Consider the following 14,168-nt stretch of genomic DNA (forward strand, 5'->3'; position numbering starts at 1 on the left):
GGGTCACAGAGGAGAGGGAGGTGGCGGATGGGCGCCGTCGACACCGCGCTTCGCGGCCTGCGGGTGATGATCGCCGATGGCACGCTGCGGCCGGGAGACAGGCTTCCCTCCGAGGGGGAGCTGAGCGACCGGCTCGGCGTCGCACGCGGGTCGATTCGGGAGGCGACGCGGATGCTGGCGGCCTTCGGAGTGGTGGAGACCCGCCACGGTTCCGGCACCTACGTGGGGTCACTGACGGCTGCGGACGTCATCAGCAGCATGACGCTGACCGTGGGGCTGCTCCCGCTGGAGTCGGTCATCGAGCTGTACGAGCTGCGCAAGGTGCTGGACGCTCATGCCGCTTCGCTCGCTGCTGCGCGCCACGCCCCGGCCGACATCGAGGAACTCGCCGGCTATCTCGACCAGCTCGAGGGAACCGATGACGACGACGTGCATTCCGTGCTGGATCACAGCTTCCACATGCGCATCGCGGAAATCGCCGGAGTTCCGGCCGTCGAAGCGATGCTCGGCGTGCTGCGCTCGCGGTCACGCTCCTATCGGATCTTCGAGAGCGCATCGGCATCGGAGATCAAGCGACTCTCCAACGAAGGGCATCGCGCCATCCTCGATGCCATCGCGCGCCGCGATGCACCGGCCGCTGCGGCGGCGGCCGTCGCCCATGCGGCGCAGACGGAGCACTGGCTGCGACAGCTGCGTCCCCCTGCCCGTGCGAATTCTGAGGATATGCCGAACGGGGAATGATTCGGCAGCGAGGCCGCGTTGGAGTCCTCGGATCGACGAAAGGATTCCCCATGGCACGCATCGCCGTCATCGGTGGCACCGGTTACTCCGGCAGCCACATCGCCGCAGAGGCCGCAGCACGCGGTCACCAGGTCACCTCGTTCTCGCGCTCGCTTCCTGCCGAGCCGCTCGAGGGAGTCTCCTACGAGATCGGCAGCATCGAGCAGCCGCAGGCTCTCGTTGACGCCATCGGCGACGTTGACGTCGTGGTCTTCGCGGTCTCTCCCCGCGGTGGCATGGAGGGCAAGACCCGGTCGGGCATTCGCGAGACCATCGAGTTGCTTGCGCCATCGGTGCGCGTCGGCGTGGTCGGCGGTGCCGGATCCTCGCTGGTGGCACCGGGCGGGGCGCGCGTGATGGACGAGGGCTTCCCGCCCGAGGTGCTTCCCGAGGCCACCGAGATCGGCGGCGTCCTGGATGACCTGCGCGAGCGTGGCGACGCCAACGAGTGGTTCTATGTGCACCCGGCCGGCGGCTACGGCTCCTGGGCGCCCGGGGAGCGCACGGGCTCGTACCGCATCGGCGGAGACGTCATCGTCGTGGACGAGAACGGCGAGTCGAACATCGGCGGCGAGGACTTCGCCATCGCGTTCGTCGACGAGATCGAGAACCGCAAGCACATCGCCCAGCGTTTCACCGTCGGCTACTGAGCCGACAACGAAGGGCCGCTCCGCGTCGGAGCGGCCCTTCGGCGTGATCACGCCAGCTCGGGGCCGATGTAGCGCGCCGACGGCCGGATGATCTTCGAATCCTCGGCCTGCTCGAGGATGTGCGCGCTCCAGCCGGCGGCACGTGCCACCGCGAAGGTGGGCGTGAACATCGCCCGCGGCACCCCGCAGGCCTCCATCACGACCGCTGCGTAGAACTCGAGGTTGATGTGCAGTGCACGTCCGGGCTTCAGATCAGCCAGCACCCGCTCCGCGATGGCCTCGAATCGCCGGGCCTGCTCCACGCGTGATCCGCCGAGGCTGAGAGCGACCTCCTTGAGCAGCTCGGAGCGCGGGTCGACGGTGCGGTACACGGGATGTCCGAACCCCATCAGCCGCTCACCGGCGGCGACCTTCTCCCGCAGCAGGCGCTCGGTGCGGGCGTCATCCTCGCCCCCGATCTCGTCGAGCGCCTCGAGGGCGCGCGCCGGTGCACCGCCGTGCAGCGGCCCGGTGAGGGAGCCGATGGCACCGGCGAGGCATGCGGCGGCGCCCGCTCCGGTGGACGCGATGACGCGCGCCGTGAACGTGGAGGCGTTGAATCCGTGGTCCATCGCCGCCACCAGGTACGCGGACAGCGCGGACACCTGCGCATCCGAGGGCACGACACCGGAAACGGCACGCAGATAGCGGGCGACGAATCCGCGTTCATCGTTCGCGGCCCCCGCGATCACCACGGGAGTGATGGCCGCTAGTGCGACGGTCTGGTGGACCCGCTCCTCACCTGGCAGATCGTAGAGCGCGCGGAATCCCCGGGCGGATGCGGCCAGCGGCCACGCTGCCGTCAGCCGCGACGCCGCATCGACGGGCGGGAGCGCAGCCAGAACCTTGGCGAGCGAGGGGTGCTCCTGCGCGGCCAGGAGCTCGGCGCTCCACTCGATGCGCTGTGCCGCGTCGGGCAATTGCCCATGGACCAGGTGGAACCACGCGTCCTCGAAGGACACGGTTCGCGCGAGCGCGGTGGCATCGTGCTGGCGGTACTGGTAGCGCCCGGCGTTGCCGTCCACACGGCTGATGGACGTGTCGGTCACGGCGACATTGGCCAGGCCGCGCGGCACGTCGATGAGGGTGTCGTTCATTCGATCGATGCGCATGATCTCTCCTCCGCTGGTGTTCTCGCTTCAGCTTGTCTCCGCGACGTGCTGGGGCCACTATTGATTCGATCAACATGGACGACCTTCCTCAGCTCACCACCGCGGAGGCGGCCGCACGGCTCGGGGTGAAGCCGGCGAGCCTGTACGCGTACGTCTCACGCGGACTGCTGAGCCGGGTGCGCACGGCGCACGGCTCCCGCTTCGATGCCCTGGAGGTGGAGCGGTTCGCACGCTCACGCCGGCGGGCGGATCCCGTCGGTGTGGTCCCCGGGTCGCCGCTGATGGTGCTGGACACCGACATCGCGCTGATCGAGGACGGAAATCTCTACTTCCGCGGTCGCGACGCGATCGCCCTGTCGAAGGAGCGCTCCTTCGAGCAGGTCGCGCGATGGCTCTGGGGACTGCCCGAGGACGGGGCCGGATTCGCCGTGGACCTCCATATGCTCGGCGCACTCCGCTCGAGCATCGCAGCACTTGCTCATGATGCGTCGCTCGCCCGGATGCAGGCGGCCGTGCTGGCGCTGGGCGCGGAGGCGGCGGCTGCGGACACCGCGCCCACGGTGGAGGCCGCAATCCGAGCGGGACAGCGCCTGCTCGGTCTGCTGCCGCGCATCTTCGGGAAGGCAGTGACGGCGGCTCCGGACGCGTCCGTCGCGACGATCCTCGCCGATGCACTGCGCACCGGCCCCGGCCAGCATCCCGCGCTCGCCGGGGTGCTGGATCGCGCGCTGTCGCTCGCCGTCGACCATGATCTCGCGGTCTCCACGCTCGCGGCTCGCGTCTCCGCCAGCGCGCGTGGATCCGCCTATGCCGGCGTCCTCGCCGCCCTCGCGGTCTTCGATTCGCCGATGCACGGCACGGTGAGTCGCGACGCGGTGGTGCTCCTGCGCCGCATCCATGCGGGGGAGCCGGTGTCGAGAGCACTGCGGATCGGGGACACCCGCGCCGGCGTGCCCGGATTCGGGCACCGCATTTACCGGGGACCCGACCCGCGCGCTCTCGCGCTGCTCGCGGACATCGCCGTGCTGGATCGCGACGGGAGCGTGTTCGCCGCGGTCGCGCGCCTGCGCGCCGCAGTGCATGAGCGAGCCGGTCTGCACCCCAACATCGATCTGGCACTCGCGGCCCTCGTGCTGGCCGGGGAGCTGCGCGACGATGCCGGTGTGGCGCTGTTCGGCATCGGGCGCGTGGTCGGGTGGATCGCGCACATCGCTGACGAATACGGTCGCGCGCCGATGCGACTGCGGCCGCAGGGGCGCTACGTCGGGCCCTGAGACGTCCCGCTTTGCGGATCCGGTGGTCTGCGTTGCTGCACGTTCGCACGCCTCTGAGTGCAGAAGCTGAGACCACGGCGTGGGCTGGTCTCAGCGGTGGGAGAACCGGCGGCCGAACGGCGCCGAAAGTGAGACCGACCGGGTCAGACCAGATCCCGCCAGTCGACGCCCTCGTCCTCATCCTCGTCGTCCACGACGGACCCGGACGACGTGATCACCGGCATCGCCAGCGTCTCCGTCGGCGGACCCATGATCGTGGCCTCATCGCGACGGTGGCGTAGCACGTCCTTGATGTAGCTGGAGAGCACCTCAGCCAGCGGGACCGCCTGACCCCGCGCCTGGGACATGTACCACCGGTGCTCCAGCACCTGGTGGTAGACCTCGGCGGGTTCGAGCTTGGCGCGCAGGTCGTAGGGGATGGCCTTGACGACGGGCTCGAACACCCGCGTGAGCCACTCGTGTGCCGCCATCTCCTCATCAACGCCGACACGACTGACGCGGACGCGGAACTCGTCCAGGTCGTTCAGCAGCCGGCGCGCCTGGTTCTCCTCGACGTCCAGCCCCGTGAGGCGGATGAGGCGACGCTGGTGATGGCCGGCGTCGACGACCTTGGGCTGGATGACGACGCGGGTGCCGTCCGCCGCCGTCTGGATGGACATCTCGTCGATGTCGAACCCCAGCGCGTTCAGCCGCTGCACGCGTTCGGTGAGCCGCCAGGTCTCGTTGGCGCCGAAGGACTCCTCGACCGTCAGCGCATCCCACAAGGAGCGGTAGGACGACACGATCCGGTCGGCGATGCCGACGGCGTCCACCCCGTGCTCCAGTCGTCCGCCGGCGGCGAGGTCCATGATCTCACCGGCGATGTTGGTGCGGGCGACGTCCAGGTCGTGGTTGCGCTGACCCTCGGTCAGGCCACCCTCATGGAGCTCGCCGGTCTCGGCGTCCACGAGATAAGCGGCGAACGCGCCGGCGTCGCGACGGAACAGTGTGTTGGAGAGGGAGACGTCGCCCCAGAAGAATCCGATGTTGTGAAGGCGGACGAGCAGAACCGCCAGGGCGTCCACGAGGCGCCCGGCGGTATCGGGGCGCAGGACCTGCGTGAACAGCGCGCGGTACGGCATGGAGAATCGCAGGTGCGCGGTGACCAGCGCGGCCGGGAGCGGGTTGCCGTCGTCGTCGGTACGTCCGGCGATCACCGCGACGCGCTCGACGCAGGGAACGGCGAGCCGGTGCAGGTTGCCGAGCATCTCGTACTCGCGGCGAGCCATCGCCTCGGTGGTCTCCTTGACTGCGACCACGCGGCCGGACAGGTTCGCGAAGCGCACCAGGTGGCGGGACAGGCCCTTGGGCAGCGAGACGATCGCGGAGCTCGGCCAGGTGGCGAGAGGGGTGGACCAGGGAAGTTCCAGCAGGCCGGGATCGACCGTGCTGGCCGTGATGGTGAGGGCTTCGGACACAGGCTCCCTTTCGCCGGTGGTGAAACGCCAATGCGGCGCGGTGGATCTCTCCACCGCGCCGCATCGTCGCGGTTCTTCGATTATCAGGCCGAAGCGATGGCCTTCTCGGTGAGGCGCTCGCCGGTCTCGGCGTCGAACACGTGCACGTGGCCCGGAACGGCGGCCAGCGTGACGGTGTCACCGGCGAACGGGTGCTTGCGGCCGTCGACGCGAGCGACGATGTCGTGCTCAGCGGCGCCGTTGGCGTTCGCGCGACCGTAGAGGTAACCGTCGGCACCGAGCTCCTCGACGAGGTCGACCTGGACCTTGAGGCCCTTGTCGGTCGCGGAGCCGAGGACGAGGTCCTCGGGGCGGATGCCCACGCGGACCTGCTTGCCGTTGGCCTTGGCCAGGACCTCGCGCTCGACCGGAACGATCTCGTCGCCCCAGACGATGCCACCGTCGGTGATGTCGCTGGTGAAGAGGTTCATGGCCGGCGAGCCGATGAAGCCGGCGACGAACTCGTTCGAGGGACGCTCGTACAGGTCGCGCGGGGTGCCGACCTGCTGCAGGAGGCCGTCCTTGAGGACCGCGATGCGGTCACCCATGGTCAGAGCCTCGGTCTGGTCGTGCGTGACGTAGACGGTGGTGACGCCCAGGCGGCGCTGGAGCGACGCGATCTGCGTACGGGTCTGGACACGGAGCTTGGCGTCGAGGTTCGACAGCGGCTCGTCCATGAGGAACACCTGGGGCTGACGCACGATGGCGCGACCCATGGCCACACGCTGACGCTGACCACCCGAGAGGGCCTTCGGCTTGCGGTTCAGGTAGTCGGTGAGGTCGAGGAGCTTGGCGGCCTCCTCGACGCGCTTGGCGCGCTCGTCCTTGCTGACGCCGGCGATCTTCAGGGCGAAGCCCATGTTCTCGGCCACGGTCATGTGCGGGTACAGGGCGTAGTTCTGGAACACCATCGCGATGTCGCGGTCCTTCGGCGGGACGTCGGTGACGTCGCGGTCGCCGATGAGGATGCGGCCGGCGTTGACCTCTTCGAGGCCGGCGAGCATTCGCAGCGAGGTGGACTTACCACAACCCGACGGGCCGACGAGGACGAGGAACTCGCCGTCACCGACTTCGAGGTTGAGCTTGTCGACGGCGGGACGAGTGCCCCCCGGGTACAGACGAGTGGCCTGGTCGAAAGTTACAGACGCCATCGTTTTCTTCTCCTTCACCGGCAGGTACGTGCCGGACGATCCGTTGTGAATGAGCGACGGGGGTGAGCCGCCGTGACCCGTCGTCGGGTCGCGTTCAGTATGGCATGCGCATCGTGATATCGCACGAAATCGGTCGCGGCCCCGTCGTCATCCATCGCTCACGCCCTGGTCACCAGCTGTTTACCCGTCTGTTCGCTCGCGTGCAGGCCGACCCCGTCTGGGCATTTCTCAGTGTGGATGGGTACCATCGTTTGGTTGTGCCACCCGGATCCTGGCCGGGCGAGGAGGCGGAGACTTGATGACGAACGACGATCACAGCGAACTGGAGAGCACCGAGCAGCGGCAGGCCGTGCGTGCCAAGGCCCAGCGCGTGCAGGCTGCCCAGAAGCGGTGGCGCGTGGTGCGCGTGTCCGTCCTGGCCGTTCTCGCCCTCGCTGTCGTCGCTGCGATCATCGTTGCCGTCACCCTCGTCGTGAGCAGCGCCGCCACCAAGCCCGCTCCGGTTCCCGCGAACGTCGTCGACGACGGTGTTCAGATCGGTGCTTCCGCGGTCAATCTTCCGTCCTCCGCAGGCAACGGAACGCTGACTCCCACCTCGGCCCCCTCCGCCTCGGCAACCGCCACATCGGCACCCACCGCAGCACCGGTGTCCGTGGTCGTCTACTCGGACTTCCTCGACGCGAAGGCCGCTACCTTCCAGACGGCCAATGCGCGCCAGCTGGCGCAGCTGGTCAGCGACGGTGCGATCACGCTCAGCTACCACCCCCTCGCGACGCTCGCCCACAAGTCCAACGGCACCAAGTACTCGCTGCGCGCCGCAGGAGCCGCAGCCTGCGTGGCCAGCTACGCCCCGGATCTCTTCTTCGCCTACAGCTACGAGCTCATGCTCAAGCAGCCGGGCATCGACGCGGACGGACCCACGGACGACGACCTCGCTGACCTCGCCATCGCGCTGGGGATCCCGAACCAGGACGGCCTGCGCACCTGCATCACCAATGCCACATACCAGCCGTGGGTGAAGACGGTGACCGAGCGCGCGGTGGAAGGTCCGCTGCCGGGCACCAAGGCCACGATCGGTGAGCTGCCCCTGGTGCTCATCAACGGCGTTCCCTACGTCGGTTCGCTGGATCAGCCGGCCGAACTCCTGCAGGCCGTGATGGCGGCGGAGTCGAAGGCGTACTTCGAGACCGCGAGCCCGTCACCCTCCGCCACGGCGAGCGCCGAGGCACCGGCATCGGAGCCGACTCCGGCACCGGAGGCCACCCCGGCCACCGAGGAGACCCCGGCGGCGGAGCAGACCCCCGCCGGATGACACCGGTCCCGACGAGCCAGTAGGCTTGTCGCATCCGCCGACTTGGCGCAATTGGTAGCGCACCCGACTTGTAATCGGGCGGTTACGGGTTCAAGTCCCGTAGTCGGCTCAAGAAAAGCCCGATCAGGGCAAGAAGAACGCCCCATGGTTTCCGAGCCATGGGGCGTTTCTCGCTATCTACTCGCCTTTTCGAACGAACGGAGATTCGAGAAGCGCCGCTTCCACTGGCGCAACGTGCACGAACTGGATGTAAGCGCGACAAATCTGTGTGCATGTCGTGGCACGCCCGGTGTGCGTCAGGATTGTGAGTTCAGGGCGTTACCTGCGGGTGGGCCGTCAGCTGCTGTCGCGGTGGCGCGGGTTCGTTCTCCGGCCGAATGTGCTTCAGTTTTCCACTATGCGCTCGCGGAGGTTGGCGACGACCATTCCGTTGGCGGGTACTGTTGCCCGTATTAGCCAACTCTCTCGCCGACGCTCGCCGTGGAACAACGTGCGGCCGGCCATTACGGCGCGGCACGCACCGCCCTTCATAGATCCGCGGCTACGGCCGCGACCGAGAGGTTAGCGGCCCCGGGCTGGCTTCCGCGGTCCGGTGCCGAGCAATACACCGTAGTTCTGCTTCGTTGCGGTCCCACCAAACACTGTCGCCTCAATGACTGGCAGCTTGCCTCTTCCAGCGGCATCACGGACGAACGGTAGAACGTCACTCGAGATCCCGGATGGGATATGCCCGCAGGTGATCCGGTCGCCGCCGACGAGCAGGTCTACGCGGATCGCCGTGCCCCCGTTCGAGTGCGGGTTGCGTGGCTCCCATGCCAGAACCGCGTCGAGCTCGCGGCCGCTAAGAGCGACCGCGCGTGAGATCGCTGTGATGTAGTGCGACTCGCCCACAACCTCGAGGCGGTCGAACATCATGCGCTCCTCACCGGTCACCGGAACCGGGGCATAGTCCGCGAACCGGCGATCACGCTCAGGCTTCACCGTCACCCCATACCAGAAGCCCACCGCCGCTAGGCCGACAAGCGCAATTGGAATCCCGACCACCGGGATTTGGCTGATGGCCACACCAACAAACCCAGCGAGCACCCAGAATACCCACGAGCGTAAGCCAAGAGGATAGCGCTTCATGTGCCGAATCCTACCGGCAGGGGTGAACGCAGCATGGACGCGGCGGAGAGCCGACATGTTCGGACGTGGGTGTAAGTCCATGCGCGCGACTGCTGCGCTGCAATGAAAGTATGCCGGTGAGATTCAGGACCGGGTCGCAGATGGGATCACGAGCCCAGACGGCGGGAGGACGATCCTGCAAGTGCTGGTGCAAATGCACCGGACAGCGAGATCGTCGTCGATCACACCGAGGGGCCAAGCATCATCACACCGGAGCACGGGGTCGAGGCCATCTGAGCGCTGCGGGCTCAGCCTCCGTCCGCGAGACGGAGGCCTCTCTCCGTGAAGTAGTCCACCGCGCCGTCCGCGTCCTCTACTCCGAACACGAACCTGCCCGAAGGGGTTGCTCGCACGTCCACGACGGACCCCGTCCGCGCGGAGTGAGGACTGGGGGCCCCGGTCTGAAGATGCTCTCGCTCATATCGAGATTCTCTGCCTGTTGACCTTCGCTCAGCATCCCCGTCCGGGGGAGATCGCCCTCAGCGCACCGGCGCTCCCCTCACGGCGGTCGCGCGAGGTGTGTCTTCCAGCCGTTCGAGTGCAACGACGCTGAGATCCACCGCCGTCACGATGTGACCGCTCACAGCGGCCGGTCCCGCAGGAGGAACCAGTGATCGGCGATCTCCCGGAGCCGGATGATGTCCGCCGCGGGCCAGTGGTAGGCCTCGGCGAGCTTCATGGCGCGCCACCAGGTGCGCGCGTGCCGTCCAGCGACGACGTACCCCGCCGATCCCGACGTGGGAGGCGAGATCACCGTCTCGTCGCTGCGCGGATCCGTCGGATGCAGGCCGATACCGGCCGTCCGCGCGAGCGTGCACAACCAGACGTAGTCCGGGTCTGCGGCGAACGCGACCCGCCGGCGGGACTCGCGATCGAACGCCTCGGCGCGGGCGAGCCGGTCTGCTTCAGCGGCAGCCCGGCGGATCGCCTCCTCCCGGCCGAAGTGCTCGCGCCAGTGCATGGCGTCGTCGATCTCGGACAGCATCGCCAGCCGCGCGACGGGCGGAGGAGTCGGGGACGGGTCCGCAGGACCTTCCTCGACAGTGACGACCACCCCCGGCATCAGTCCCTGCGGAGTCTGCACGAACACGCGCAGGCCCGACGACGGGGGAGCGGCCAGGGTCCACGTGTGCAGGAAGGCGGGGCCCACCGGCTCGGCGTCGGCGAGATCGCACGAGGCGATGGTGACGAAGCAGGCCGCGTCCTCCGTGTCCGCCATCACGTTCTCCTGATGCTCGTACGCCGCGCGGCGGCGTGCCGGGCTCCCGGACGAGAGTACCCGCCGCCACGGACACGGCGGCATCAGAGGACGGGGAGGCGCCCGATTCCGCCGCCGCGGGGCGGGGTCGACCCGCTGGCATAGAATCGAGACGGTGGGTTCTGCCCACCTGACCGCTGCCGTACCGCTGAGGGAGACGCCTGTTCATGGCAAAAATCATCTACACCCACACCGATGAGGCGCCGATGCTGGCGACCCACTCGTTCCTGCCGATGGTCGAGGCGTTCGCCTCCCAGGCGGGCATCGACGTGGAGACGCGCGACATCTCGCTCTCGGGCCGCATCATCGCAGCGTTCCCGGAGTTCCTGACGCAGGAGCAGCAGATCGGCGATGCGCTGGCCGAACTCGGCGAGCTCGCCAAGACCGCCGACGCGAACATCGTCAAGCTCCCCAACATCTCCGCCTCCGTGCCGCAGCTGAAGGCGGCCATCGCCGAGCTGCAGGCCCAGGGCTACAACCTCCCCGACTACCCCGATGCCGCCGAGAGCGATGCCGACAAGGACATCCAGGCGCGTTACGACCGCATCAAGGGCTCCGCCGTGAACCCCGTGCTCCGTGAGGGCAACTCGGATCGCCGCGCACCGCTGTCGGTGAAGAGCTACGCACAGAAGCACCCGCACCGCATGGGCGCGTGGAGCAGCGACTCCAAGACCAACGTGGCCACCATGGGCGAGGGCGACTTCTTCAGCAACGAGAAGTCGGTCACCCTCCCGGCCGACGACACCCTCGAGATTCGTTTCGTGGCCGAGGACGGCTCCGTCTCCGTGCTCAAGAGCGGTCTGGCGGTGCTCGCTGGCGAGGTCGTCGACGGCACTGTCATGAGCCTGTCCGCACTGGACGCGTTCCTGGCCGCCCAGGTCGCTCGCGCGAAGGAGGAGGGCGTCCTGTTCTCCGCCCACCTCAAGGCCACGATGATGAAGGTCTCGGACCCGATCATCTTCGGTCGCGTGGTGCGCGCCTACTTCTCCGAGCTGTTCGACACGTACGGTGACCAGCTCGCCGCCGCGGGTCTCTCCGAGAACAACGGCCTCGCCGCCATCATCGGTGGCCTCGACGCCCTGCCGGCCGATGTGGCCGACGGCGTGCGCGCTCTCATCGAGAAGGGCCTGCAGGACGGTCCCGCCCTCGCGATGGTCGACTCCGCCAAGGGCATCACCAACCTCCACGTGCCCAGCGACGTGATCGTCGACGCCTCGATGCCGGCGATGATCCGCGACTCGGGCAAGATGTGGAACCGCGCGGGCGAGCGTCAGGACACCCTCGCGGTCATCCCGGACGCCTCCTACGCCGGTGTCTACCAGGCCGTGATCGACGACTGCCGCCGCAACGGCGCGTACGACCCGGCCACCATGGGTGACGTCCCCAACGTCGGTCTCATGGCACAGAAGGCGGAGGAGTACGGCTCCCACGACAAGACCTTCCAGCTGCCGGCCGCCGGACGTGTCCAGGTCGTCAACGCCGCGGGCGACGTCCTGATCGAGCACGTCGTCGGCGCCGGTGACATCTGGCGTGCCTGCCAGACCAAGGACATCCCGGTGCGCAACTGGGTGGAGCTGGCCGTCGAGCGCGCCCGCGACTCGCAGACTCCGGCCGTGTTCTGGCTCGACGAGAACCGCGCCCACGACGCTCAGCTCATCGCGAAGGTGAAGACCTACCTCGCCGACCTCGACACCGACGGTCTCACCATCGAGATCATGTCCCCGGTCGAGGCCACGAAGTACTCGATCGAGCGCATCCGCCGCGGCGAGAACACCATCTCGGTCACCGGAAACGTGCTGCGCGACTACAACACCGACCTGTTCCCGATCCTCGAGCTCGGCACCTCGGCCAAGATGCTCTCCGTGGTCCCGCTGCTCGCCGGCGGTGGCCTGTTCGAGACCGGTGCGGGCGGCTCCGCGCCGAAGCACGTCCAGCAGGTCCAGGAGGAGAACCACCTGCGCTGGGACTCCCTCGGCGAGTTCCTCGCGCTCGCGGTCTCCTTCGAGAAGAACGCGAAGCAGAACGACAACCCGAAGGCGAAGATCCTCGGCGTCACGCTGGACGAGGCCACCGGCCGGTTCCTCGACGAGGACAAGTCGCCGTCGCGCTCGGCCGGCGAGCTGGACAACCGCGGCAGCCACTACTACCTGGTGCGCTACTGGGCCGAGGCCCTCGCGGCACAGTCTGAGGATGCCGAACTGGCTGCGGCCTTCGCGCCGGTCGCGTCCGCGCTCGTGGCCAACGAGGACGTCATTGTCTCGGAGCTCAACGGCGTGCAGGGCTCGCCGGTGGACCTGGGCGGCTACTACCACCCCGATGAGGCGAAGGTCTTCGCCGTCATGCGCCCCTCGGCCACGCTGAACGCGATCATCGACGGCCTGCGCGGCTGATCAACCAGACGAGAGGAGGGGCCCTGCGCGATGCGCAGGGCCCCTCCTCTCGTCTGTCTCAGAGACCGTCCGGCACCGGCTGTGACGGGTGCGGTGCGTCGCCCACCGCCGCCTGAGCGTGCCACATGTCGACCTTCAGGCGCTCGCGGATCTCTGCGTACGCGGGATCGTTGTAGACGTTGCGCTGCTCGGTCGGATCGGTCTCCAGATCGTAGAGCTCCCAGTCCGTCGGGTACTGGGCGCCGCTCGTGCCCGGCAGGCCGAATCCGTCGTTGTAGAAGAAGATCAGCTTGTACCGCGCGTCCCGGTAGCCGTAGTGCGCGGGAGCCTTGTGGTTGTGATCGTCGTTCTCCCAGTACCGGTAGTACATGCCCGGGCTCTCCGGGCTGTCCGGGTGGGCGGGGGAGATGTCTCCGGCGAAACTGCGTCCCTGCATCCGCTCGTGCGGCGCCACCCCGGCGAAGGCGAGGATCGACTGGGCGAAGTCCACGTTGGTGACGATCCCGTCATGCGCCTGGCCGGCGGCGATCGCACGCGGGTAGCTCATCACCAGCGGCATGCGCAGCGATTCCTCGTACATGAATCGCTTGTCGAACCAGCCGTGGTCGCCGAGGAAGAAGCCCTGATCGGAGGCGTACATCAGCAGTGTGTCCTCGAAGTCGCCCCGCGCGCGCAGCCAGTCGATGACCTCACCCACGCCGTCGTCGACGCTGGCGACGCAGCGCAGGTAGTCCTCCATGTAGCGCTGGTACTTCCACAGTGCTTCCTCCTCGTAGCTGAGCCCTTCCGGCGGCGTCTGCTTGAGGTCTGTCAGCGTGAGGTGGTCGGCCACTCGCATCGCGGCCCGTCGGGCCGAGGCCGAACGCGTGGCGTAGTCGTCGTCCCAGGTGACCGGCAGCGGAATCGGGTCCGAGTAGTCGTCCTGATGCACGTCATCGGGCTCCCACGGCCGGTGCGGTGCCTTGTGATAGATCAGTACGCACCAGGGCGCATTCGCGTCCTCCGGGTCCGTCCCGAGGGAGTCCACCCACTGCGTGGCGAGGCGTGTGATGATGCGGGTGGCGTAGCCCTCCTCGACCCGCTCGCCGTGTGCAGAGAGGAACAGCGGATTCCAGTACTCGCCCTGTCCCTCCGAGCCCACGAGCACGTCCCAGTAGTCGAAGGCCTGCGGGTCGTGTCCGTCGCCGTGGCCCATGTGCCACTTCCCGACGATCGCCGTGCGGTATCCGGCCGCCTTCAGCTGCGATACGAACGTGGGCTGCGACGCGTCGAGCGGGGTGACGAGGGTGGTCACCCCGTTCACGTGACTGTAGGTGCCCGTGAGGATCGAGGCACGACTCGGCGAGCACAGCGCGTTGGTCACGAAGCAGTTGGTGAAGACCACACCGGCGTGGGCGATCTCGTCGATGCGGGGGGTGGCGTTCACCACGGACCCGTAGGCGCCGATCGCGTGCGCCGCGTGGTCGTCCGTGAGGATCATCACGATGTTCGGGCGGCGCGGTGGTGTCGTGGTCTCGGTCATGCGTTGTCGTCCTTTCC

Annotated in this window: 11 protein-coding genes and 1 tRNA gene; 6 read left to right on the forward strand and 6 right to left on the reverse strand. The window is 68.2% G+C overall.

From position 1 onward, the window contains the following. Positions 1-27: 27 nt before the first annotated feature. Together LQ566_RS13125 and LQ566_RS13130 are read left to right on the forward strand one after the other, a co-directional pair. Entirely contained in the window at positions 28-741 is a 714-nt protein-coding gene (locus LQ566_RS13125; protein WP_231092172.1) for a FadR/GntR family transcriptional regulator, read from the forward strand. A 50-nt stretch (positions 742-791) separates the two neighbouring features. Continuing rightward, entirely contained in the window at positions 792-1,430 is a 639-nt protein-coding gene (locus LQ566_RS13130) for an NAD(P)-dependent oxidoreductase (protein ID WP_231092173.1), read from the forward strand. A gap of 47 nt (positions 1,431-1,477) precedes the next feature. Here LQ566_RS13130 and LQ566_RS13135 read toward each other — a convergent pair whose 3' ends face one another. After that, complete coding sequence (locus LQ566_RS13135) at positions 1,478-2,581, reverse strand: citrate/2-methylcitrate synthase (protein ID WP_231092174.1); 1,104 nt, start codon at positions 2,579-2,581, stop codon at positions 1,478-1,480. A gap of 74 nt (positions 2,582-2,655) precedes the next feature. On the opposite strand from LQ566_RS13135, the gene LQ566_RS13140 reads away from it, so the two are divergent. Continuing rightward, positions 2,656-3,855, forward strand: a complete 1,200-nt coding sequence (locus LQ566_RS13140) for a citrate synthase (RefSeq protein WP_231092175.1) — start codon at positions 2,656-2,658, stop codon at positions 3,853-3,855. A gap of 143 nt (positions 3,856-3,998) precedes the next feature. Here LQ566_RS13140 and LQ566_RS13145 read toward each other — a convergent pair whose 3' ends face one another. Both LQ566_RS13145 and LQ566_RS13150 read right to left on the reverse strand, forming a co-directional pair. Beyond that, the gene (locus LQ566_RS13145; RefSeq protein ID WP_231092176.1) at positions 3,999-5,312 is read right to left on the reverse strand and encodes a DUF4032 domain-containing protein; all 1,314 of its coding nucleotides are present in this window, start codon (positions 5,310-5,312) and stop codon (positions 3,999-4,001) included. 83 nt (positions 5,313-5,395) lie between these two features. After that, positions 5,396-6,502 (reverse strand): ABC transporter ATP-binding protein, encoded by a 1,107-nt coding sequence (locus tag LQ566_RS13150; protein ID WP_231092177.1) that lies wholly within the window; start codon positions 6,500-6,502, stop codon positions 5,396-5,398. A gap of 298 nt (positions 6,503-6,800) precedes the next feature. Between LQ566_RS13150 and LQ566_RS13155 the strand changes: the two genes are divergently transcribed. Both LQ566_RS13155 and LQ566_RS13160 read left to right on the forward strand, forming a co-directional pair. Further along, entirely contained in the window at positions 6,801-7,814 is a 1,014-nt protein-coding gene (locus LQ566_RS13155; protein ID WP_231092178.1) for a DsbA family protein, read from the forward strand. 36 nt (positions 7,815-7,850) lie between these two features. After that, positions 7,851-7,923 (forward strand) — tRNA-Thr (locus tag LQ566_RS13160). Between the two features lie 452 nt (positions 7,924-8,375). Here LQ566_RS13160 and LQ566_RS13165 read toward each other — a convergent pair. Both LQ566_RS13165 and LQ566_RS13170 read right to left on the reverse strand, forming a co-directional pair. Next, a complete protein-coding gene (locus LQ566_RS13165) occupies positions 8,376-8,942 on the reverse strand; it encodes a hypothetical protein (protein WP_231092179.1) in 567 nt (188 codons plus the stop codon). A gap of 619 nt (positions 8,943-9,561) precedes the next feature. After that, on the reverse strand, positions 9,562-10,200 hold the full coding sequence (locus LQ566_RS13170) for a hypothetical protein (protein ID WP_231092180.1): 639 nt from the start codon (positions 10,198-10,200) through the stop codon (positions 9,562-9,564). Positions 10,201-10,406: 206 nt separating this feature from the next. Between LQ566_RS13170 and LQ566_RS13175 the strand changes: the two genes are divergently transcribed. Further along, positions 10,407-12,629, forward strand: a complete 2,223-nt coding sequence (locus LQ566_RS13175; RefSeq protein ID WP_231092181.1) for an NADP-dependent isocitrate dehydrogenase — start codon at positions 10,407-10,409, stop codon at positions 12,627-12,629. 58 nt (positions 12,630-12,687) lie between these two features. Here LQ566_RS13175 and LQ566_RS13180 read toward each other — a convergent pair whose 3' ends face one another. Then, positions 12,688-14,151, reverse strand: coding sequence for a sulfatase family protein (locus LQ566_RS13180; RefSeq protein ID WP_231092182.1), 1,464 nt, complete (start codon positions 14,149-14,151; stop codon positions 12,688-12,690). Between the last annotated feature and the right edge of the window lie 17 nt (positions 14,152-14,168).

It is taken from the genome of Microbacterium nymphoidis, from assembly GCF_021044885.1.
Classification (GTDB): domain Bacteria; phylum Actinomycetota; class Actinomycetes; order Actinomycetales; family Microbacteriaceae; genus Microbacterium; species Microbacterium nymphoidis.